At 59.2% G+C, this 19,087-nt stretch carries 23 protein-coding genes, 1 other RNA gene and 1 pseudogene; 17 read left to right on the top strand and 8 right to left on the bottom strand.

Going from position 1 to position 19,087, the window contains the following annotated elements; translation table 11 throughout:
• Positions 1 to 161 (bottom strand): annotated as a pseudogene (locus ACTIEN_RS15355) (IS701 family transposase); the annotation flags it as partial.
• Positions 162 to 346: 185 nt separating this feature from the next.
• A complete protein-coding gene (locus tag ACTIEN_RS15360) occupies positions 347 to 793 on the bottom strand; it encodes a YHS domain-containing (seleno)protein (protein ID WP_439524025.1) in 447 nt (148 codons plus the stop codon).
• A 179-nt stretch (positions 794 to 972) separates the two neighbouring features.
• On the opposite strand from ACTIEN_RS15360, the gene ACTIEN_RS15365 reads away from it, so the two are divergent.
• The 3 genes from ACTIEN_RS15365 to ACTIEN_RS15375 all read left to right on the top strand — a co-directional run bounded on the left by ACTIEN_RS15365 (position 973) and on the right by ACTIEN_RS15375 (position 3,171).
• The gene (locus ACTIEN_RS15365; protein WP_439524026.1) at positions 973 to 1,764 is read left to right on the top strand and encodes an inositol monophosphatase family protein; all 792 of its coding nucleotides are present in this window, start codon (positions 973 to 975) and stop codon (positions 1,762 to 1,764) included.
• A gap of 62 nt (positions 1,765 to 1,826) precedes the next feature.
• On the top strand, positions 1,827 to 2,660 hold the full coding sequence (gene ypfJ / locus ACTIEN_RS15370; RefSeq protein WP_439524027.1) for a KPN_02809 family neutral zinc metallopeptidase: 834 nt from the start codon (positions 1,827 to 1,829) through the stop codon (positions 2,658 to 2,660).
• Entirely contained in the window at positions 2,632 to 3,171 is a 540-nt protein-coding gene (locus tag ACTIEN_RS15375; protein WP_439524028.1) for a protein-tyrosine phosphatase family protein, read from the top strand. The genes ypfJ and ACTIEN_RS15375 overlap by 29 nt, the downstream gene beginning before the upstream one ends.
• Before the next feature lie 6 nt (positions 3,172 to 3,177).
• Here ACTIEN_RS15375 and ffs read toward each other — a convergent pair.
• An RNA gene (gene ffs, locus ACTIEN_RS15380) (signal recognition particle sRNA small type) lies at positions 3,178 to 3,274 on the bottom strand.
• A 128-nt stretch (positions 3,275 to 3,402) separates the two neighbouring features.
• On the opposite strand from ffs, the gene nudC reads away from it, so the two are divergent.
• Genes nudC through ACTIEN_RS15395 form a run of 3 tightly spaced genes read left to right on the top strand, consistent with a single transcriptional unit; the run spans position 3,403 to position 5,682 of the window.
• On the top strand, positions 3,403 to 4,371 hold the full coding sequence (gene nudC / locus ACTIEN_RS15385) for an NAD(+) diphosphatase (protein WP_439524084.1): 969 nt from the start codon (positions 3,403 to 3,405) through the stop codon (positions 4,369 to 4,371).
• 40 nt (positions 4,372 to 4,411) lie between these two features.
• The gene (locus tag ACTIEN_RS15390; RefSeq protein ID WP_439524029.1) at positions 4,412 to 4,879 is read left to right on the top strand and encodes an SRPBCC family protein; all 468 of its coding nucleotides are present in this window, start codon (positions 4,412 to 4,414) and stop codon (positions 4,877 to 4,879) included.
• On the top strand, positions 4,876 to 5,682 hold the full coding sequence (locus tag ACTIEN_RS15395) for a DUF4198 domain-containing protein (RefSeq protein WP_439524030.1): 807 nt from the start codon (positions 4,876 to 4,878) through the stop codon (positions 5,680 to 5,682). Before ACTIEN_RS15390 ends, ACTIEN_RS15395 begins: the two co-directional genes overlap by 4 nt.
• 12 nt (positions 5,683 to 5,694) lie before the next feature.
• Here ACTIEN_RS15395 and hemC read toward each other — a convergent pair whose 3' ends face one another.
• On the bottom strand, positions 5,695 to 6,645 hold the full coding sequence (gene hemC, locus ACTIEN_RS15400; protein WP_439524031.1) for a hydroxymethylbilane synthase: 951 nt from the start codon (positions 6,643 to 6,645) through the stop codon (positions 5,695 to 5,697).
• A 101-nt stretch (positions 6,646 to 6,746) separates the two neighbouring features.
• Between hemC and hemE the strand changes: the two genes are divergently transcribed.
• Entirely contained in the window at positions 6,747 to 7,781 is a 1,035-nt protein-coding gene (gene hemE / locus ACTIEN_RS15405; RefSeq protein ID WP_439524032.1) for a uroporphyrinogen decarboxylase, read from the top strand.
• A 20-nt stretch (positions 7,782 to 7,801) separates the two neighbouring features.
• On the opposite strand, the gene ACTIEN_RS15410 is transcribed toward hemE, so the two are convergent.
• The gene (locus ACTIEN_RS15410) at positions 7,802 to 8,782 is read right to left on the bottom strand and encodes a DMT family transporter (protein WP_439524033.1); all 981 of its coding nucleotides are present in this window, start codon (positions 8,780 to 8,782) and stop codon (positions 7,802 to 7,804) included.
• A 145-nt stretch (positions 8,783 to 8,927) separates the two neighbouring features.
• Here ACTIEN_RS15410 and ACTIEN_RS15415 point away from each other — a divergent pair, with 145 nt between their 5' ends.
• Both ACTIEN_RS15415 and ACTIEN_RS15420 read left to right on the top strand, forming a co-directional pair.
• Positions 8,928 to 9,863: an ABC transporter ATP-binding protein gene (locus ACTIEN_RS15415; RefSeq protein ID WP_439524034.1), complete on the top strand. Its 936-nt coding sequence runs from the start codon at positions 8,928 to 8,930 to the stop codon at positions 9,861 to 9,863.
• On the top strand, positions 9,860 to 10,621 hold the full coding sequence (locus ACTIEN_RS15420; protein ID WP_439524035.1) for an ABC transporter permease: 762 nt from the start codon (positions 9,860 to 9,862) through the stop codon (positions 10,619 to 10,621). The genes ACTIEN_RS15415 and ACTIEN_RS15420 overlap by 4 nt, the downstream gene beginning before the upstream one ends.
• Positions 10,622 to 10,667: 46 nt before the next feature.
• On the opposite strand, the gene ACTIEN_RS15425 is transcribed toward ACTIEN_RS15420, so the two are convergent.
• Both ACTIEN_RS15425 and ACTIEN_RS15430 read right to left on the bottom strand, forming a co-directional pair.
• Positions 10,668 to 10,997: a hypothetical protein gene (locus ACTIEN_RS15425; protein WP_439524036.1), complete on the bottom strand. Its 330-nt coding sequence runs from the start codon at positions 10,995 to 10,997 to the stop codon at positions 10,668 to 10,670.
• A gap of 113 nt (positions 10,998 to 11,110) precedes the next feature.
• Positions 11,111 to 12,172, bottom strand: a complete 1,062-nt coding sequence (locus tag ACTIEN_RS15430) for a YeeE/YedE family protein (protein ID WP_439524037.1) — start codon at positions 12,170 to 12,172, stop codon at positions 11,111 to 11,113.
• 239 nt (positions 12,173 to 12,411) lie between these two features.
• Between ACTIEN_RS15430 and ACTIEN_RS15435 the strand changes: the two genes are divergently transcribed.
• The 3 genes from ACTIEN_RS15435 to ACTIEN_RS15445 all read left to right on the top strand — a co-directional run bounded on the left by ACTIEN_RS15435 (position 12,412) and on the right by ACTIEN_RS15445 (position 15,170).
• Entirely contained in the window at positions 12,412 to 13,644 is a 1,233-nt protein-coding gene (locus tag ACTIEN_RS15435; protein WP_439524038.1) for an MFS transporter, read from the top strand.
• 169 nt (positions 13,645 to 13,813) lie between these two features.
• Positions 13,814 to 14,689 carry a 50S ribosomal protein L11 methyltransferase gene (locus ACTIEN_RS15440; RefSeq protein ID WP_439524039.1) on the top strand — a complete coding sequence of 292 codons (876 nt, stop codon included), beginning with the start codon at positions 13,814 to 13,816 and terminating at the stop codon, positions 14,687 to 14,689.
• A gap of 133 nt (positions 14,690 to 14,822) precedes the next feature.
• Positions 14,823 to 15,170 (top strand): hypothetical protein, encoded by a 348-nt coding sequence (locus ACTIEN_RS15445; RefSeq protein WP_439524040.1) that lies wholly within the window; start codon positions 14,823 to 14,825, stop codon positions 15,168 to 15,170.
• An 85-nt stretch (positions 15,171 to 15,255) separates the two neighbouring features.
• Here ACTIEN_RS15445 and ACTIEN_RS15450 read toward each other — a convergent pair whose 3' ends face one another.
• Positions 15,256 to 15,447, bottom strand: a complete 192-nt coding sequence (locus tag ACTIEN_RS15450) for a DUF1127 domain-containing protein (RefSeq protein WP_439524041.1) — start codon at positions 15,445 to 15,447, stop codon at positions 15,256 to 15,258.
• 315 nt (positions 15,448 to 15,762) lie between these two features.
• Here ACTIEN_RS15450 and ruvC point away from each other — a divergent pair, with 315 nt between their 5' ends.
• Genes ruvC through ybgC form a run of 5 tightly spaced genes read left to right on the top strand, consistent with a single transcriptional unit; the run spans position 15,763 to position 19,010 of the window.
• Positions 15,763 to 16,251 (top strand): crossover junction endodeoxyribonuclease RuvC, encoded by a 489-nt coding sequence (gene ruvC, locus ACTIEN_RS15455; RefSeq protein WP_439524042.1) that lies wholly within the window; start codon positions 15,763 to 15,765, stop codon positions 16,249 to 16,251.
• Positions 16,248 to 16,910: a Holliday junction branch migration protein RuvA gene (gene ruvA, locus ACTIEN_RS15460; RefSeq protein WP_439524043.1), complete on the top strand. Its 663-nt coding sequence runs from the start codon at positions 16,248 to 16,250 to the stop codon at positions 16,908 to 16,910. The genes ruvC and ruvA overlap by 4 nt, the downstream gene beginning before the upstream one ends.
• A gap of 35 nt (positions 16,911 to 16,945) precedes the next feature.
• On the top strand, positions 16,946 to 17,971 hold the full coding sequence (gene ruvB, locus ACTIEN_RS15465; protein ID WP_439524044.1) for a Holliday junction branch migration DNA helicase RuvB: 1,026 nt from the start codon (positions 16,946 to 16,948) through the stop codon (positions 17,969 to 17,971).
• 11 nt (positions 17,972 to 17,982) lie between these two features.
• The gene (locus tag ACTIEN_RS15470) at positions 17,983 to 18,621 is read left to right on the top strand and encodes a hypothetical protein (RefSeq protein WP_439524085.1); all 639 of its coding nucleotides are present in this window, start codon (positions 17,983 to 17,985) and stop codon (positions 18,619 to 18,621) included.
• The gene (gene ybgC / locus ACTIEN_RS15475; RefSeq protein WP_439524045.1) at positions 18,621 to 19,010 is read left to right on the top strand and encodes a tol-pal system-associated acyl-CoA thioesterase; all 390 of its coding nucleotides are present in this window, start codon (positions 18,621 to 18,623) and stop codon (positions 19,008 to 19,010) included. Before ACTIEN_RS15470 ends, ybgC begins: the two co-directional genes overlap by 1 nt.
• Positions 19,011 to 19,087 lie beyond the last annotated feature (77 nt).

The following is a 19,087-nucleotide window of genomic DNA, read 5'->3' on the forward strand; positions in this document are numbered from 1 at the left end:
CAGCCCGTCTTGCGTTCCGCTCCGGACAAAAGGCCATCAATGAAAACCCCGGCAGAGGCGCGTTGCTCAGACCGGTTGAAAGCTGGGGCGATGAAACCTTTCAAGCCAACAAGCGCATGCGACCAATCTGAAACGCTGCTCGCCCAATCCACTACAGACATGACACACTCTCCCAATCCCAGAGAAAGATGAATCAGAAATGGGCCATAAATGCAACTGTAGTACTAGATCAAATGCGTCGATCAAACGCGAAAATTTTTCACTCTGAGGACTACTTAAATCTCCATAAATTGGCGGAACCATTGTGCAATCAGATTTGATTTCTGGTTTAGACGTCTGCCAAAAATCACCCAAAAATACCCGGCCAATTCGCCTCACCCTTGGCGATGTTGCCGGGGATGTCCTCGAGCCACAATTCGCGGGCGCGCAGGTTGGCGTTGAGGTAGAGGCGATCCACGTAGATTGTCCAGGCCTCGGGGGTTGTCGGTGCGAGGTAGCCGCGGGAGGCGGCGAAGGCGCAGTAGCCTCCGAAGGCGGGGGCGTAGCGGGCGGGATCGGCGCGGAAGGCGTCGGCGGAGGCCTGATCGGCAAAGCGCCAGGCCGCGCCTTTGTAGTCGACGGTCAGATCGCCGCCTGCCACCGGGCCGTTTGTGGTGAAATAGGCGACGGGGTCAGAGCCGTCGATGGCGATGCCGCCGTCCTGGTAGATCTCGGGTTCGCGGGCCAATGCGGGGCGGGCGAGCCAGATCGCGGGGGCGGCAAGGGCGAGGGCGGAAAAGCTGCGGCGGTGCATCGGCGTTCATCCTTTTTCAACATTCATGGGTCAGAGTTGGGATGTGACGCAACGGAAAGAAGGAGGTTGATACAGATCTGACGCGGTCGTGAAACGCCGTCATTCCCCCACGCCCCCTTGGCATTGGTCCATGTCCCGCTTATACGCCCGGTCTGATCCCGAACAGCCGGAGGCCCATGATGCAGGGCAGCGCCAATCTCAACATCATGATCAAGGCCGCCCGAAAGGCGGGGCGGTCGCTCAACAAGGACTTCCGCGAGGTCGAGAACCTTCAGACCTCGGCGGCGAATGCCGAAGATTTCGTGCTGCGCGCCAGCACCGCCGCCGCCACCATCCTGCGGGATGATCTTGCCGGTGTGCGCGCAACCTACGGCTATGTCGAACCAACCGGCGCGGTCGAGGGCGAAGACCCGACGCGCCGCTGGATCGTCAACGCGATGGAAGGGGCGGCCAACTATCTGCACGGCCAGCCGCATTTCAGCGTGTCGATCGCGCTGGAACACAAGGGGCAGATCGTGTCGGCGGTGGTGTTCGACCCGGCCAAGGACGAGATGTTCTATGCCGAAAAGGGGCAAGGTGCCTGGCTGAACGACAACAAGCGCCTGCGTGTGTCGAGCCGTGCCAAGCTGGTCGAGTCGGTGTTGGGCCACGAGGTGCCTTTCGGCGTAAAGCGCACCTTGCCCGCCACCCTGAAGGATCTGGCGCGCGTGATGCCGGAATGTTCCGGGCTGCGCACATCTGGGTCAACCGCGCTTGATCTGGCCTATGTGGCGGCGGGGCGGTTTGACGGGTTCTGGCAGCGCGAGGCCAAGTTGCCCGACCTGGCGGCAGGCGTTCTGATCGCCGCAGAAGCCGGGGCGTTGGTCGAAGGGGTACGCAAAGGACAGACACCGCTTGAAGACGGCACTGTGTTGTGTGCGAACAATCAGATTTTCACGGCGCTTGCCAAACTGATCCGCAGCACCGACTGAAGAGGGGCTGTCGCGCCTTAAACGCTTGTGTATCATGACCGGTAAGCGATCCGGGGGATGAGATGCGACTAAGAGGCGTTCGTGGCAGCCGCAACATCGAAGATCGTCGTCGACATGGCGGTGGCGGCAAGGCGGGACTTGGTGGGGTCGGCCTGTTGGTTGTGCTGGCCATCGGGTATTTCGCGGGGATCGATGTTACGTCGCTGTTGCAGCAGACGACACAGGCATCAGAGGCACCCCGTTCGCTTAGCGCCGAAGAAGAACGCGCGGCAGAGTTTACCTCGCGCGTGCTGGCGACAACCGAGCAGGTCTGGGGAGAGGTGTTTCAAGCACAGGTGGGCCGTCCGTATGACCCACCGGTTCTGGTTATCTTTTCGGGCCAGACAGCATCGCCCTGTGGCAATGCCAGTGGTGCAACCGGTCCCTTCTACTGTCCGGCCGACGAAAAGGCCTATCTGGACACGGAGTTTTTTGCGACATTGTCCCGCCAGTTGGGTGCGCGGGGCGATTTCGCGGCGGCCTATGTGATCGCTCACGAGGTTGCGCATCATGTGCAGAACGAATTGGGCATCCTTGGGCAGGTCAATGAACGCCGGCAGGTGGTGGGCGAGACGCAGGCGAACGCTTTGACGGTGCGTCTTGAACTGCAGGCCGATTGCCTGTCGGGCGTCTGGGCGCGGTCGGTTGATGGATTGCTTGAACCCGGCGATCTTGAAGAGGCGCTGAATGCGGCGCGGATGATCGGCGACGACCATTTGCAGGAGCGCGCGGGTCGGGTGCCACAGCCGCACACCTTTACACACGGGACGTCGGAGCAACGATCACGCTGGTTCGCGACCGGTTACAAGACCGGAGATATCCAGAGTTGTGACACGTTTGGAGCGCAAGGGCTTTGAGATGATCGTCTACGGGCTGCCAGTTGGACAGGGGATTTTGGCGCTTTCTCCGATTCCGGGTTCGGATGGAGACTATGCGGGGGATGTGCAGCATCTGATCGAATGGAAGCCTGCAATTGTCGTGTCCCTTGTGACCGAAATCGAGCTGGCTGCCGCCGGCGCGGCGGGGCTTTGGCATGATCTGGTCGATGCCGGGACCCGGTGGGAGCACATGCCGATCAGTGATTTCGGTGTGCCGGACGACGAGTTTGAGCAAGCCTGGCCAGAGGTCAGCGCAAATGCGCGGCGGGCGCTCACGGGCGGGGGTCGGGTCTTGGTGCATTGCCGGGGCGGCTGCGGGCGTTCCGGAATGGTGGCGCTGCGGTTGATGATCGAAATGGGCGAAGCGGCGGACGATGCGCGGGACCGGCTGCGCCATGTCCGCCCTTGTGCCATCGAAACATCTGAACAAATGGGCTGGGCTTTGCAGGCCAAACGCGAACCAGCCTTGTTTCTGCGGCACGCAGATTAGGGAAAAGGTGAGAGGCTGGACAACGACCCAAGCGTGGCTCGTTACGGCTGCTTCCTTCCGGACCTGACCGGGTTGGCGAGGTGCTCGCCCGCGCCAACCTCTCGTTGATTGAAATAGTCAAGTCTGAACCGGATTGCAAGCGGGCCCACCCTGCAAATCCACCCTTGCGCATTGTTCTTTTTGCATCGGCATGGCAATCGCGTCGGGACACAGGGAATGGGCGGACAGACGATGCGCAATGCAGAGCAGGTGACCTTTGGCGGGTCTGGGCTGGACCGGGCGGCCGAACTTCGGGGCGATGTGCCCGCGCTTGCCGCCCTTCTACAGGAGTCGGCAACGCGCACGATTGTGCTGTGGCAGGGCAAGCCCTTGATGGCAGGAGACGGGCCTGACCGGGCGCTGGCGCGCCTGACCCTGGATCATCCGATTCTGAAGGAAGCGCGCACTGTTCCGATTTTGCTTGGACGAGAGGATGGCGCGGCGCGGTTTGCGCATGATATCTCGGGTTGGGTTCCCGATGAGGATGTCAGTGAGGTTGGCGCGTTCATCGACAAGAGCGAGCAACGGCATCCAACTTTGCCGGACGATCACGGTTTTGCGGAATTGCGCAGTGTGATGACTGCGCTTGGGCCGCGTGATGCGGAACTGGCTGCCACCGCCAAGGCCATCATCGGATGGCACGACACACACGGCTTTTGCGCCAGATGTGGAGCGCAAAGTGACGTCACCCAGGCTGGGTGGCAACGGGTGTGCCAGGCCTGTGGCGGCAGTCATTTCCCGCGCACGGATCCGGTGGTGATCATGTTGATCACCCATGGAAACAGGGTGCTTCTGGGGCGATCCCCCGGATGGCCGGCGGGGATGTATTCCTGCCTTGCCGGATTTGTTGAGCCCGGCGAGTCGATCGAGGCTGCGGTGCGCCGGGAGGTCTGGGAAGAGGCGGGTGTGCGTGTCGGCGAGGTGCGGTACCTGTCCAGTCAACCTTGGCCCTTTCCGGCGTCGTTGATGTTCGGCTGTCAGGGAATCGCCCTGACCGATGACATCACCATTGATCCGGTCGAGATTGAAGATGCGCTTTGGGTCAGCCGCGAGGACGTGATGGATGCGCTTGCCGGTCGGCGTGAGGGGCTGTTGCCTGCACGAAAAGGGGCCATCGCACATTTTTTGTTGCGCAATTGGCTTGCCGATACGCTGGATTGACGCAACTCTTACGTTAACCGGATCGAAAGAGGGCGACCCGATGCAAGTGACTGCCACCGAAGACGTTGCCGCGCCGATAGACCATGTGTTTGCAGAACTTACGGCGTTCGACGCGCTTGAACGGCAGGCGCTGCGGCGCGGGATAGATGTGCGACGGAATTTTCGCACGGCCATGCCCAACATTGGCGAGGGCTGGGAGGCGCAGTTTCGGTTTCGGGGAAAAGAACGGTCTGCGAAAATTGAACTGGAACAGTATGTTGCGCCACAAGTCTTGCAGTTCTCGGGCAAGTCGGGTGGGTTGGAGACCAACACGCACATCGAATTGGTCCCTCTTTCACCGAACCGCACGCGGGTGAACCTTGTGTTCAAGATGGCACCAAAGACCTTGTCGGCGCGTTTGCTGGTGCAATCCTTCAAGCTGGCGCGATCCAGTATCAACAAGAGGTTCAAGAAACGCATGTCGCAATACGCCCGTGACATCGAAAGCAAGGTGGCCAAGATCGCATGACACCGCAACGTTTCTGGTCTGCTCTTGCCGTTGCGCTGCTACCGATGGCGCTTTCGGCGCATGAGTTCTGGATTGAACCCGAAGCTTATCAGGTGCCCTCTGGCGGGACGATGAGTGCCAGCTTGCGCGTTGGTGAGACCTTTGGGGGTGCTGCGCAATCCTATCTTCCGCGCAATTTTGAACGGTTCGACATGCAGTGCGCCGGCCAGTTGTCCAAGGTGCCGGGCCGCGCCGGAGATCGACCGGCCTTGACGGTGCAGGCTCCGCCGGACGGGTTGTGCGTCATCATCCATCAAACGCGGGATTACACGCTGACCTATCGGGATTGGCAGAAATTCGTGAATTTCGTGGAGCACAAGGATTTTGCCGGGGTGCTGGACGCGCATCGGGCGCGCGGATTGCCAGAGACCGAATTTGTCGAACTTTACAGCCGCTATGCCAAAAGCCTGATTGCGGTTGGTGACGGCGCAGGCGCGGATACAGAGGTTGGGTTAGAGACCGAGATCGTGGCCGAGGCGAACCCTTACACGGATGACATGACGGGTGGGTTGCCGATCCGGGTGCTGTACAATGGCGAGCCGCGCGCAGATGCGCAGGTCGAAGTGTTTGCAAAGCCACCTGCAGGCAAGGTCGAGGTTATGCTTTACCGGACCGATGCCGACGGGCGCGTGACGCTTCCGGTTCAGGCGGGCCATGCCTATCTTGCGGATGCGGTGATTCTTCGGCCGCTTGATCCGGAAGCGGAAAAAGACCCGGTCTGGGAAAGCATCTGGGCGTCGCTGACATTTGCGGTGCCAGAATAACCGACGCAGCGGTTAATTCGAATGCCAGTCGAAGAATCCGGGACCGGCACGTTCAAGCAAGGTCTGGGCAAGCGATGTGCCCATCTCGGCCCCGTCGGCGATGGGACCGCTAAGTTCATCTGCATGAGATTCAGACCCGTCCGGGCGCAACACTTCACCACGCAAGCGCAAGATGCCATCATTCAATTCGGCCAATCCGGCAATCGGCGTTTCGCATGAGCCATCAAGCCCTGCCAGAAATGCGCGTTCCGCCGCAAGGCGTTGCCCGGTTTGCGTGTCATGGATTGCGGCCAGCATGTCTGCGGCGCGTGTGTCATCTGCACGGCGTTCGATGCCGATGGCACCTTGTGCCACTGCGGGCAGCATGTCGGTTGTCTCAATTGCGGTTTTTGGCACATCGTCCATGCCCAGACGGTTCAGTCCCGCCATCGCAAGGAACGTACAGGAGGCGACACCGTCGTCCAGTTTTTTCAGACGCGTTTGCAGGTTGCCGCGAAATTCGACCACGTTCAGGTCCGGACGCCGATTGAGCAATTGTGCCCTGCGGCGCAATGAGGAAGTGCCGACTATCGCGGCCTCTGGCAGTTGGGCGATCCCGGTGAATTCAGGTGAGATGAACGCATCACGCACGTCTTCGCGCGGCAAGTATGTGTCAAGCAACAGACCTTCTGGTTGAAGCACCGGCATGTCCTTCATCGAATGCACTGCGATGTCGATTGCGCCTGACAGCATGTCCTCTTCGATTTCTCGGGTGAAAAGACCTTTGCCGCCGATCTCTTTCAGGGGGCGATCAATGATCTTGTCGCCAGTGGTCTTGATCACGACGATGGTGAAGGCTTCGAACGGCAGATCGAACGCCTTGGACAGTCGCGCACGGGTCTCGTGGGCCTGTGCCAGAGCCAGCGGCGATCCACGGGTGCCGATCTTGAGGGGTTGGGCGGGGGAGGGCAAATCAAGCGTCATAAGCCCTTCTTTAGGCGCGTAAACTTATCCTGACAACCATGCTTGTCTTGACATATTGCCGTCAAGAGTCGATCCGAAGGCAACAGACAAGGATAGACATGATGAGCCAGACCAAAACCATCCTGCGCGCCCTTGCGGGCGAAACCCTTCCGACCCCTCCGATCTGGATGATGCGTCAGGCAGGGCGGTATCTGCCGGAATACAAGGCGACGCGGGCGCAAGCCGGGGATTTCCTGTCGCTTTGCTATAATCCCGAATTGGCGGCCGAGGTCACGTTGCAGCCGATCCGACGCTACGGTTTTGACGCGGCGATCCTGTTTGCCGACATCTTGCTGCTGCCGCAGGCGCTGGGCGCGGATTTGTGGTTTGTGACCGGCGAAGGCCCGCGCCTGTCCACAATCACCACGCAGCCCGAGTTTGACAAGCTTGGGTCTGGCGAGATGATCCACGACACTCTGAACCCGATCTACGAGACCATTCGCATCTTGCGCCGCGAACTGCCGGAAGAAACCACGCTGATCGGTTTTGCGGGCGCACCCTGGACTGTGGCGACCTACATGATTGCGGGGCGTGGCACGCCCGACCAAGGCCCTGCGCATGCGCTGAAATACGAGAATCGCGCGCTCTTCGAAGCGATAATCGAGCGGCTGACCGAAAGCACGATTGATTACCTCTCGGCGCAGATCGACGCTGGTGCCGAAGTCGTCAAGATCTTCGACAGCTGGGCCGGATCGCTTCAGGGTGAGGACTTCAATCGCTACGCGCTTTATCCCGCCCGTGTGATCACCGAAGAGATCAAGCTCCGTCATCCGGGCATTCCGGTCATCGCCTTCCCGCGTCAGGCTGGCGACAAGTATATCGGGTTCCACGCCGAGACGGGTGCGGATTGCGTCGCGGTCGATGACAGTGTCAGCCCCGAATGGGTGGCCGAGCATGTACAGCCGGGTGGTTGCGTGCAGGGCAACCTTGCCTCGCGTCACATGGTGACGGGCGGGCAAGACCTGGTCGACGAGACCCGCAAGGTGGTTGATGCGCTCAAGAACGGGCCGCATATCTTCAACCTCGGGCATGGGATCACGCCGGATGCGGACCCCGAAAACGTGCAGCTGATGATCGACACGGTACGCGGGGCCTAAGCCGGTTTCGACTGTCCAGGCTATCGTCGGGTTGCAAGATCCTTGCGCGCTGGATTGGGTCTTTTCTTTTGGCGTTCACGCAGAAAGACAAACAGTCCGGCCCCAAGGATCATGCCACACCCGACCCAGATTGCGGGTGTTGGCCATTCGGCAAAGAACAGCCAGCCCCAGAAAATTGCCAGCGGCAGTCCGATATATTCGAACGGTGCAATGCTGGCTGACGGTGCCATCCGGTAGGCCGAGGTGATGCAATAGGCGACGATTCCATTGCAGACACCGGTCAGCGCGAACAGCGGCCAGTCTTCGCTTGTGGGCCAGGTCCAGGCGCGGAGCAGGAAATGCAGGCTGGGCGATTCCGGGCCGGGATCGGCCTGGCCCTGTCCGACAAGCAGATAGAACAGGCTTGAGACCGCAAGAAACATCAACTGGTTGTAGATCGTCAGCGCCGCGGCTGTGCTTTTGACGCCAAGAGCGCGCGTCATCACAGCCATGGAAGCGTAGAGCGCCGCCGCAATTACCGGCAGGGCAAAGAGCCACGGAGGGCCATAGCTTGACCCGCTGCGCCATGGTTCCTGCATGACGATGACACCCATGAAGCCCACCACAATTGCGCCAATCCGCAACGGACCGACCTTTTCGCCCAGAAACGCGAAGGAAAAGAGCGTGATGAAAAGCGGTCCAACATAATAGAGCGCGGTGGTCAGCCCCAGCGGCAAGGCGGCCAGTGAGGCGAAGAAAGTCATATTGGCCGCGACCAGCGTCAACCCGCGCAGGATGTGCAAACCGGGTCGCGACGTGCGCAACAGGGACAACCCGCCTTCGAGGTGCAGCATCAGGAAGGACAGGAATATCCCGATTGCCGTGCGGGTGAACACGATCTGATGCAACGGATAGCCGTTGGATAACGCCTTGATCAGCAAATCGTTTACGGAGATGGCAAACACGCCGACGCAGATCAGGGTGATACCGCGCGCGATACTGGCTTCGGTTTGGGAATTCATGACGACTGGTTACGCTGCTCTGTGGCGAAGGTCAGCTACAAAAGCGACTTGCACAGCGATTGCGTTCTGACGCACGGCTTTCGGGATTGTGTCTGGGAAACTTCGGATTAGGTTGCCGCCCTGTCCGACCGGAAAGGAAGACCATATGCAACCGATGGTTCAGATCACCAACGTCCGGAAATCCTATGCCGATGGGTTCGAAGCACTCAAGAGCGTGTCTCTGGATATTGAAGACGGGGAAATACTTGCGCTGCTCGGGCCAAACGGTGCGGGCAAGACAACGCTGATCTCCACGATTTGCGGCATCTCGCAGCCCACATCCGGGACTATCAAGGTAGGTGGGCATGACGTGGTCACTGCCTACCGGGGGGCGCGGTCGCTGGTCGGGCTGGTGCCGCAGGAGATCAATCTGGAACCGTTCGAGCGGGTGATGAACACGGTTCGTTTTTCACGCGGGCTTTTCGGCAAGCCAAAAAACGAGGCGTTGCTGGAAAAAATCCTTCGGCAGCTGTCGCTTTGGGACAAGCGTGACAGCCGGATCATGGAACTGTCCGGCGGGATGAAGCGCCGCGTGCTGATCGCCAAGGCGCTGGCGCATGAACCGCGCGTGCTGTTTCTGGACGAGCCGACCGCCGGAGTCGATGTAGAGCTGCGCCGCGATATGTGGGACATCGTTGCCCAACTGAAACGCGACGGTGTGACGATCATTCTCACCACCCATTACATCGAAGAGGCCGAGGCGATTGCCGACCGGATCGGGGTCATCAACAAGGGGGAAATCCTGCTGGTCGAGGAAAAGACCGCGCTGATGACTCGGCTTGGCCAGAAAGAGCTGCGGATTGAATTGCATGATCCGGTTTCCAAGATTCCAGCCTCTTTGGAAGGTCGGGGACTGAAGTTAGAGGAGGAGGGTCAGGTGCTTGTCTACAGTTATGACACCACGCAGGACCGGACCGGAATTGCGACGCTGATCCGGGATGTGAGCGATGCGGGGCTGGTCCTGCGCGATCTTCAGACCCGGCAGAATTCGCTTGAGGACATCTTTGTCGGACTGGTGACAGACCAGGAGGACGCGGCATGAACTGGCAAGCCATTCGCGCGATCTATGTCTTCGAGATGTCGCGGTTCTTCCGCACTCTGATGCAAAGCTTCATCTCGCCTGTGATCTCGACCTCGCTGTATTTCGTGGTCTTCGGAGCAGCGATCGGCAGTCGGATCGATCAGGTCGAGGGCGTCTCTTACGGTGCGTTTATCGTGCCCGGTCTGATCATGCTGACGGTGATGACTCAGGCGATTTCCAACGCGAGTTTCGGCATCTACTTCCCGAAATTCATCGGTACGATCTATGAGCTTTTGTCGGCACCGATCAATTTTCTTGAGATCGTCATGGGGTATGTGGGCGCTGCCGCCACCAAGGCGCTGTTCATTGGTGTCGTGATCCTGATCACGTCGGCGTTTTTTGTGGATCTGACAATTCAGCACCCGCTTGCGATGCTGGCCTTCATGGTGCTGACCTGCCTGAGCTTTGCATTGTTCGGGTTCATCATCGGCATCTGGGCCGGAAACTTTGAACAGCTTCAGCTGATCCCGCTTCTTATCATCACGCCTTTGGTGTTCCTTGGCGGGTCGTTCTATTCGATCTCCATGTTGCCGCCGGTCTGGCAGACAATCTCGTTCTTCAACCCGGTGGTCTATCTGGTGTCGGGATTCCGGTGGTCGTTCTTCGGGTTTGCGGACGTGCCGATTGGCCTGAGTTTGCTGGCCATCGGCGCGTTCACCGGCTTGTGCCTGGTCATCATATGGCTGATCTTCAAGACGGGTTGGCGGATCCGGTCTTGAGGGTCGAACATCGCATCCCGGTCCGCAGGGACCGGGATGCGATTCCCTAGAACCCAACCATGGACACGCCGACGATAACCAAGGCTCCGCCGGTGAGTTCTTTGGCGGAGAGCGGCTGGCCGACGAAATAGGTTGCAGCCAGGACCAGCAGGGTTTCGGTGGCCATGATCGCGATATAGGCGGCCCCCAGATCGACCTGACGCAGCAATAGAATTTCGGCTGTGACGACGGCGGCCAGAACAAGGCCGATCATGCCAACGACCAGAACGGTTGTGTGGCCCGAGGCGGTTTTCATAAGAAGGGTTGCGATGGCGTAGCCGACACCTGCGGCAATTGCCAAAGCGGTCTTGTTGGAAACAAGATCCAGAGCAAACATAATATCACCATGAGAAATTAAGAATTGGTCGAAAAATAATTCTCAACATACCACGGTTGGTCCGATTCCAAAGACTGGAATTCCTGACCTTCTAAGGGATTTGGGAAAGGCGGTCAGACCGCTGCCGGTTGACCTCGCCCGCCCAGGATCATGTCCATGCTCATGCCGCCAACCCACATGCAGAACAGGGCGAGCCAGGCCGTCCCCGCAAAGATGGAACCGCCGGTGACACCCGCGCCGATGGCGCAGCCACCGGCAAGCATGCCGCCAAATCCCATAAGCGCCGCCCCGATCATGGCGTTGCGCATGGGGGTAGAGCCTTCGAACCCCTGAAACTTGAGCTCTCCGGCAAATAGCGCGGCGAAAAATGACCCGATGACAACGCCGGGCACAAGTCCGATGTCGAATTCCAGAACCGAAGAACGATCGAGAAAGAACATCAATGTGTTGGCCGAAGGTCCGGTGAAGGTGGCGCTTTCGATTTGCACCGGGTCGAAGGCCACGAGGCTGAGCGCATAGGTAAAGGCCCAGCCCATCGCGACAGCAAAGCCGACGCCCGAGGCAAAAACCAGACGTTGCCAGCCGATCTGATTGCGCCGCGACAGTTCAAGCGCCAGCAAGGCCGTCGCAAGTCCAAAGACAAGGCCAAAGCCTTCGGGCAGGTGGAGCGCGGTCAGCAGGTCCAGATTTCGACCACCTTTGGTGATCCACATGGCTGCGAGGGTGTCGCGAATGGGGGCCAGCCAGCCGGTGATGCTCATCTGTGCAACAACGGCAAAGATGAGACCCGAGACTACGGAACGAAGGTTGCCGGTTGCTGCAAGAACAAGCAAACGTCCCGAACATCCGCGGGCAAGGACCATGCCCGCACCAAACAACAGGCCGCCGATGATGGCACCGGACCAGCTTCCGGGGACCGCCATCATGCGGGCTTCGGTGGTGTCGATCAGGCCGAACATCTGTGCTGCCTGCACCCAGACCACGGCGGTCGAGAAGGTCAGCAGCCACACCGCAACCTTGTCCTGCATCATGCCGCGGGCAAATTCCACAGTGGCGGCGCGCAGGCAGAACCGCGAACGCTGTGCGGCAACGCCAAAGGTGATGCCTGTGATAAGGCCAAAAAGCGCCGCAGTGGGCGCTTCACCGATCTGGTCCACAAGGGTGACGAGGTCCATGCTTTGCTCCGCTTGGGTTTGGACTTGCATGCGCGCTTGTGAATGTATCTGCCTTGATTTGGATCAGATTGCCGGGATGCGCTTTACCAATTGGCAGTGTTTTGAACCTTATGGTCGGATTGGCGCGATATTCGGCACCATTTGGGGGGCTCAGACAGATGATGTGAAAACTTGCCCGGAAGCCGTTCAAGGCTGGCTTGCCTATCGCCAAGAGAAAGAAGCAGGCGTAAAGGGGTGCGATGAAGCGGATTGTTCCCCTGTCGGAGGCTCGTCATCTTCCGTTCTATCAGCGGCCGGTGACGCTCTTGTTCCTGATGGCGATTGCCATGCCTCTGTCGTTCGCGACATGGTCGGCGCTGCTCAATAATTTCGTGATCGAGGTGGCACAGTTTGACGGCTCGGACATTGGCTGGCTGCATACGGTGCGGGAAATTCCGGGTTTTCTGGCCGTCGGTGTGATCGCTGTGATCATCTTTGTGCGCGAACAGACTTTGGCCATGATCGCGTTGGCGATGTTGGGTGTTGCGACGGCCATCACGGCGTATTTTCCGTCGATGGGCGGGCTGTTGTTCGTCACACTGATCAGTTCGATCGGTTTCCATTACTATGAGACAGTCAACCAGTCGCTGCAGTTGCAATGGTTGCCCAAGGACCGCGCACCGCAGGTTCTGGGGTTGCTGGTGTCCGCTGCATCGGCGGCGACGCTTGTGGCCTATGGGGTGATTGTCGTGACGTGGCGCGCCTATGATCTGAGCTACAATTTCGTCTATATCGTGTCTGGCGCACTGACCCTGATCATCGTGGCCTATTGCGTGGTGATGATGCCGCATTTCGAAGCACCCAACCCGCAGGTGAAGAAGTTCATTCTGCGCAAGCGCTACTGGCTGTATTACGCGCTGCAGTTCATGTCTGGCGCGCGGCGGCAGATCTTTGTCGTGTTCGCGGCTTTCATGATGGTCGAACGGTTTGGTCTGGACGTGGACCAGATCACCAAGCTGATGCTGATCACGCTGGTCGCCAACATGGTGCTGGCCCCATTGCTGGGTGGGTTTGTGCATCGCTTCGGCGAACGCAATGCGATGGTGATTGAATATATCGGCCTCGTAATCGTGTTTGTGGCCTATGGCGGGATCTATTGGTTCGGCTGGGGCGTGACGCTGGCCACTGCGCTTTATATCGCCAACAATATTTTCTATGCGCTGGCCCTCGCGCTGAAGACCTACTTTCAGAAGATCGCCGATCCGGGTGATATCGCGCCGACTGCGGCGGTGGCTTTCACGATCAACCATATCGCGGCTGTCTTTCTGCCTGCACTTCTGGGGTATCTGTGGCTGGTTTCTCCGGGGGCGGTTTTTGCGTTGGCTGCGGGCATGGCGCTTGTGTCGCTGATGCTCGCACTGATGATCCCGCGCCATCCGGAGCCGGGCAACGAAACGGTGTTTTCGATTCTTGTTGCCACCCCGGCGGAGTGACAAGCAGCGGCAAGATCGTTTGCCGCTGAATACGGTGAACTGTCCTCGACCATTCCAACCTTGATCCCTTGGCGCTGCGCGTCCACGTCTTTGGTCTGATTGCGGTTCCGGCTGGTCACAGTGGCGAAAGGACTGTAAGTCGCGCGTCAACACCATCAGGAGCGCATCAATGCCGACTTGGACCGCATTTACCACTTCGTCGGAACAGACCTTGGCGGAAGCCTTGGGCGCGGCGCTCGAGACCCTTGAACCTGCGCCCTATGGCGTCGGTGTGTTCGAGATCGAGGATGGCAGCGGCCTTTGGGAAGTGGGCGGCTATTTCATGGCTGCCCCCAACGACATCGAGTTGGCGCTTTTGGCGGCGGCGCATGGAGCCAAGCCATTTGTCGTGTCCGAACTGCCCGAGACCGATTGGGTGGCCAAGGTCCGCCGGGAACTGGTACCGGTGCATGCCGGGCGTTTCTTTGTTTACGGCAGTCATGATGCCGACAAGGTGCCCGAAGGCGCAGAGCCGCTTCTGATCGAGGCGGCCATGGCATTTGGCACCGGGCATCATGGAACGACGCAGGGCTGTCTGAAAGCATTGGATCGGCTGATCGAGGCGGGCGTTGTGTGTCACACTGTCGCCGATATCGGTTGCGGCACTGCGGTGCTTGCCATGGCGGCGGCGCGTGTGTGGCCCGAAACTGTGCTGGCCAGCGATATAGATGAGGTTGCGGTGGACGTGGCCGAGGCCAACGTGACGGCCAATGATCTGGTCGGGCGGGTTGTCTGCCTTGAAGCAATGGGGTTCGACCATGCCCGCCTGCATGAGGGTGGACCCTTTGATCTGGTCTTTGCAAATATCCTCAAACAGCCATTGATCGACCTTGCACCGGACATGGCGACTCATCTTGCGCCGGGTGGATTTGCGATCTTGTCGGGAATCCTGAATGAACAAGGCGATGAAGTGGCCGAGGTTTATGCACAATATGGCATCAATACCTGGCATCGGGAAGAGATTGGTGACTGGACAACGCTGACGCTGCAAAAAGGCCAACCGTAAAACTGCCGCATTTATCAATTTTCGCGGATTTTCGCCGTATTTAGGCAAAATTTGCCTTGATTGCCCAAATCTTGCCACATTCCGCCCCTAACTCTGTCACATCCGGTGGGGGCCGGAACAAAGGCTGCTTCACATGACCCACCAGCAGGACATGTTTGACGAACGGTATCGCAGGGTACTCAAGCGCCACCGCCAATTGTCGCGGGGCTATGTCACAAAGATCGAAAAAACCGGTGTCATCACCCATCGCCCGATCCGCCATCTGCGCGAGGCGTTTTCCTTCTCGGCATTGCTTCTGCCGTTCGGCGTTCTTTTCTTCCTCAAGGCCAGCATCGTGACGGTGTTGGGCGAGGAAGGTTACCGCCAGCAGGTCGATATGCTGCGCGATGGCGGTTTTGTTGAACAGGTCGGCGCGGTCTTCATGCAAATGGACCCGATCACGGCACCGCTTGCCAAGCTGTTGAGCTATATCATCGGCTGAACTTCAGACATCCTTCATGCTCACACATGAAAAAAGCCGTGTCAGGGGGACTGACACGGCTTTTTTGTTGCGAAACGCAAAGGTCTCAGAGCGAATTGATGTCGCCACGGGACAGACCGATGTCGTCAAGTTCGTGATCGCTCAGCTGGCTCAGCGCGGTGCGGGTCTGACGCGAGTCGTTCCATGCGGTGAACGCAGCGATCAGAGATGTTGCGAATGCGCCAAAGCCTTTTGGGGCTGCGGCGTAGGTGGGGCGGGAAGTGTCGAAAGCGGCCATTGCCATGTTCCTTTGGAGAAGAGGGTGTGTTGTTTGTCTGACGCGCATGTAGTTGCGGAATTTCGCATCTTCAATTGACCTTTTCGCATAGATTTTATGCTCTTTTTGCATGGCTCGAAATTGTGGCAGAGCGGCCTTGTTTTAACTGTAAATCGCGACCAGTCCGGCGTCGTTTTCGGGCCGCAGCGAACAAAGGCGACGTTGTCGCGCGCATTTTCGACATCGAAGTGGATGTGCCGCATTTGTTTTGAGTGCTTGGCGTTTGTTCGCGTTTCGTGCTAGCCGTGATGCAAAAGCAACAAAGGCGCGAGCAGCATGCGTGTTTTGGGGATTGATCCTGGCCTGCGCTTCCTTGGATGGGGTGTGATCGAGGCCGAAGGAAGCCGTTTGCGTCATGTCGCGAACGGCGTCTGTCTGTCAGGTGCCGGTGAACTTGCCTCGCGTTTGCTGGCATTGCATCAGGGACTGACCGAAGTGTTCGAGCGATTCCAGCCTGACACGGTCGCAATTGAGAAAACCTTTGTGAACAAGGACGCGGTTGGCACTCTCAAACTGGGTCAGGCACGGGGAGTTGCGTTGCTGGTGCCCGCGCAGTTTGGGCTGGCGGTCGGGGAATATGCACCGAACTCGGTCAAGAAGACGGTTGTGGGGGTTGGCCATGCCGACAAGAGACAGGTTGAACACATGGTGAAGATGCAGTTGCCGGGGGCGCAGATCAACGGATCGGATGCGGCGGATGCCCTTGCGATTGCGATCTGTCATGCGAATCACATGACCGGGCCGGGAATGAGGATGCGGGCATGATCGGGCGAATTGCCGGACGGGTCGAATACAAGGGCGACGATCACGTTTTGATCGACGTGCGCGGCGTGGGGTATGTGGTCTATTGCTCGGACCGGGTGCTGGCAGGGGTGCCGGGGCCAGGTGAGGCGGTGGCGTTGTTTACCGACCTGCTGGTGCGCGAGGATATCTTGCAGTTGTTTGGCTTTCCAACATTGGTCGAGAAAGAGTGGCATCGCTTGCTGATGTCGGTGCAGGGCGTCGGCGCCAAGGCGTCTTTGGCCATTCTTGGCGCATTGGGTCCGGATGGGGTAAGCCGGGCAATTGCGCTGGGCGACTGGAATTCCGTGAAGGCAGCCAAGGGGATTGGTCCCAAGACGGCGCAGCGTGTGGTCAATGAGCTCAAGGACAAGGCACCGACGATCATGGCGATGAGTGGCGCGGCCTCGGTTGCGGCCGTGGCCGAGGATGTGGAGGTTCTGGAGGCCGTCACGGCAGCGCCCAGAGCCGTGCCCGTTCCAACAGCTTCGGCGCAGGCAGAGGCGTTGTCGGCGCTCTGCAATCTGGGCTATGCGCCGGGCGAGGCTGCTGGTGCCGTGGCGCAGGCGGCGGGGGATTTGCAGGGGGCGGATACCTCTGATCTCATCCGCGCGGCGTTGAAATTGCTGGCTCCGAAGGGATGACGGATGCGGGCGCTCATTGGCCGGGGGGGCTGTAGATGGCTTCTGATCCGATTGTTCGTCCTGACCCAATGCCCGAGGACCGCGACCGTGCGTTGCGTCCGCAAATGCTTGACGATTTTGTCGGACAGGCAGAAGCGCGGGCGAATTTGCGGGTCTTCATTCAATCGGCGCGCCAACGTGGCGAATCGATGGACCACACGCTGTTTCACGGGCCGCCGGGATTGGGAAAGACCACACTGGCGCAGATCATGTCGCGCGAATTGGGCGTCGGATTTCGGATGACATCCGGGCCGGTTCTGGCCAAGGCGGGTGATCTGGCCGCGATCCTGACCAATCTGGAATCGCGGGATGTGTTGTTCATCGACGAAATTCATCGTCTGAACCCGGCGGTTGAAGAAGTGCTCTATCCCGCGATGGAGGATTACGAGCTTGATCTGGTGATCGGCGAGGGACCAGCGGCGCGCACGGTGCGGATCGAATTGCAGCCTTTCACGCTTGTCGGGGCAACAACGCGATTGGGTTTGCTGACGACGCCTTTGAGGGATCGGTTCGGGATTCCGACGCGGTTGAATTTCTACACCGAGGATGAACTGAACACGATTGTGACCCGCAATGCGGTGAAGCTTGGGGTTCAGACCGCATCGGAAGGCGCGCGAGAGATTGCACGTCGATCGCGTGGGACACCGCGGATTGCCGGGCGTTTGTTGCGCCGGGTGGTCGATTTTGCGGTGGTTGAGGGAAATGGCATTGTCACCAAGGAACTGGCGGATGGGGCGCTGACGCGCCTTGGGGTGGACGGTCTTGGACTTGATGGCGCGGACCGGCGCTATCTGAGCCTGATAGCAGAGAATTATCAGGGTGGTCCGGTCGGCATCGAAACCCTTTCGGCAGCATTATCCGAAAGCCGGGATGCGCTGGAAGAGGTGATTGAACCCTACCTGTTGCAGCAAGGTTTGATTCAGCGCACGCCGCGTGGCCGGATGCTTGCGCAAAAGGGGTGGTCGCATCTGGGACTGGCCGCGCCACGGTCGCCGGGGCAGTCCGACCTGTTCGAGGGATAAGCGGCTTCATGATGGATGCGCACGAGATTGAGGGATTGTTCACGCGGTCGGATGGATCGTACCTGTTTGCGCGTTGGGGTCGCCCCATTGCGCCGATTGTGTTCGGGGTTGCGGACGAAACCTTGCCAGTGGTCAAAGGCGCGTTCGAGGCCGTGTGCGCGATGGCCGGGCACCACATGACCGAAACCGATCCTGAGTTGGGCACCAACGTCATGGTGTTCTTCTTTCGCGACTGGGACGAATTGCTGGCGGTTCCTGATCTGGATCGGTTGATCGACGGATTGACTCTGTTGGTGGCGCGGCTTTCAGAGGCGCAAGCCAATCAGTACCGGGTGTTCCGGTTCGATGCGGCGGGCGCGATCAAGGCCTGTTTCATCTTCCTGCGCATGGACGACGTGTTGTCCGATCTGCCGGCCCAGACACTGGCGCTGTCTCAGGTGGTGCAGTCGATGGTGCTTTGGTCGGATCTGGCGTTTTCGGATCGCTCGCCCCTGGGGCAGTTGGAGGATGGGCGCGTTGTCCTGCGCCCTGACATCGCGGCGCTGATCCGGGCGGCCTATGATCCGGTGATGCCGGCGGCAACCGAAGATGCCACCCACGCCATGCGGTTGGCGGCCCGGATGCAGGTTGCGCAGGAAGGAGACAGCTGATGGTGCATGAGCTGTCGGTTCGGGTGTATTACGAGGACACCGATATGGGCGGAATCGTCTATTACGCCAATTACCTGCGTTATATTGAACGCGCGCGGTCAGACTGGGTTCGGTCACTGGGCGTAGATCAGAATGCCATGCGCGAAGAGGATGGTGTGGTGTTTGTTGTCCGGCGCGTGGAGGCGGATTACCTGAAACCTGCGAAGTTCGATGATGAATTGCTTGTGCGGACCGTGGTCAAGGCCGTGACCGGGGTGCGATTGATCATGACCCAGGAGGTTGTGCGGGGCAAGGATGTGCTGTTTCACGCCGAGGTCACGGTGGTGTGTGTCGCAGAGGGCGGAACCCCTGCGCGGCTTCCGGCGAATATCCGCCGTCAGATTCACTGAAGGGGCAAGTTAACTCGCAATTGACGCCATTGTGTTGGCGTTTCCCCTGAAATTGGGCTAAACACGCTGATAATAGA

Origin of the sequence: Marivita sp. (assembly GCF_051859345.1) — a bacterium.
Lineage (GTDB): Bacteria > Pseudomonadota > Alphaproteobacteria > Rhodobacterales > Rhodobacteraceae > Marivita.

Excerpts from the sequence above, each read along its gene's own strand:
- ACTIEN_RS15360 (WP_439524025.1), bottom strand. The coding sequence starts at position 793 with ATGCACCGCCGCAGCTTTTCCGCCCTCGCCCTTGCCGCCCCCGCGATC.
- ACTIEN_RS15365 (WP_439524026.1), top strand. The coding sequence starts at position 973 with ATGCAGGGCAGCGCCAATCTCAACATCATGATCAAGGCCGCCCGAAAG.
- ypfJ (WP_439524027.1), top strand. The coding sequence starts at position 1,827 with ATGCGACTAAGAGGCGTTCGTGGCAGCCGCAACATCGAAGATCGTCGT.
- nudC (WP_439524084.1), top strand. The coding sequence starts at position 3,403 with ATGCGCAATGCAGAGCAGGTGACCTTTGGCGGGTCTGGGCTGGACCGG.
- ACTIEN_RS15390 (WP_439524029.1), top strand. The coding sequence starts at position 4,412 with ATGCAAGTGACTGCCACCGAAGACGTTGCCGCGCCGATAGACCATGTG.
- ACTIEN_RS15395 (WP_439524030.1), top strand. The coding sequence starts at position 4,876 with ATGACACCGCAACGTTTCTGGTCTGCTCTTGCCGTTGCGCTGCTACCG.
- hemC (WP_439524031.1), bottom strand. The coding sequence starts at position 6,645 with ATGACGCTTGATTTGCCCTCCCCCGCCCAACCCCTCAAGATCGGCACC.
- hemE (WP_439524032.1), top strand. The coding sequence starts at position 6,747 with ATGAGCCAGACCAAAACCATCCTGCGCGCCCTTGCGGGCGAAACCCTT.
- ACTIEN_RS15410 (WP_439524033.1), bottom strand. The coding sequence starts at position 8,782 with ATGAATTCCCAAACCGAAGCCAGTATCGCGCGCGGTATCACCCTGATC.
- ACTIEN_RS15415 (WP_439524034.1), top strand. The coding sequence starts at position 8,928 with ATGCAACCGATGGTTCAGATCACCAACGTCCGGAAATCCTATGCCGAT.
- ACTIEN_RS15420 (WP_439524035.1), top strand. The coding sequence starts at position 9,860 with ATGAACTGGCAAGCCATTCGCGCGATCTATGTCTTCGAGATGTCGCGG.
- ACTIEN_RS15425 (WP_439524036.1), bottom strand. The coding sequence starts at position 10,997 with ATGTTTGCTCTGGATCTTGTTTCCAACAAGACCGCTTTGGCAATTGCC.
- ACTIEN_RS15430 (WP_439524037.1), bottom strand. The coding sequence starts at position 12,172 with ATGGACCTCGTCACCCTTGTGGACCAGATCGGTGAAGCGCCCACTGCG.
- ACTIEN_RS15435 (WP_439524038.1), top strand. The coding sequence starts at position 12,412 with ATGAAGCGGATTGTTCCCCTGTCGGAGGCTCGTCATCTTCCGTTCTAT.
- ACTIEN_RS15440 (WP_439524039.1), top strand. The coding sequence starts at position 13,814 with ATGCCGACTTGGACCGCATTTACCACTTCGTCGGAACAGACCTTGGCG.
- ACTIEN_RS15445 (WP_439524040.1), top strand. The coding sequence starts at position 14,823 with ATGACCCACCAGCAGGACATGTTTGACGAACGGTATCGCAGGGTACTC.
- ACTIEN_RS15450 (WP_439524041.1), bottom strand. The coding sequence starts at position 15,447 with ATGGCCGCTTTCGACACTTCCCGCCCCACCTACGCCGCAGCCCCAAAA.
- ruvC (WP_439524042.1), top strand. The coding sequence starts at position 15,763 with ATGCGTGTTTTGGGGATTGATCCTGGCCTGCGCTTCCTTGGATGGGGT.
- ruvA (WP_439524043.1), top strand. The coding sequence starts at position 16,248 with ATGATCGGGCGAATTGCCGGACGGGTCGAATACAAGGGCGACGATCAC.
- ruvB (WP_439524044.1), top strand. The coding sequence starts at position 16,946 with ATGGCTTCTGATCCGATTGTTCGTCCTGACCCAATGCCCGAGGACCGC.
- ACTIEN_RS15470 (WP_439524085.1), top strand. The coding sequence starts at position 17,983 with ATGGATGCGCACGAGATTGAGGGATTGTTCACGCGGTCGGATGGATCG.
- ybgC (WP_439524045.1), top strand. The coding sequence starts at position 18,621 with ATGGTGCATGAGCTGTCGGTTCGGGTGTATTACGAGGACACCGATATG.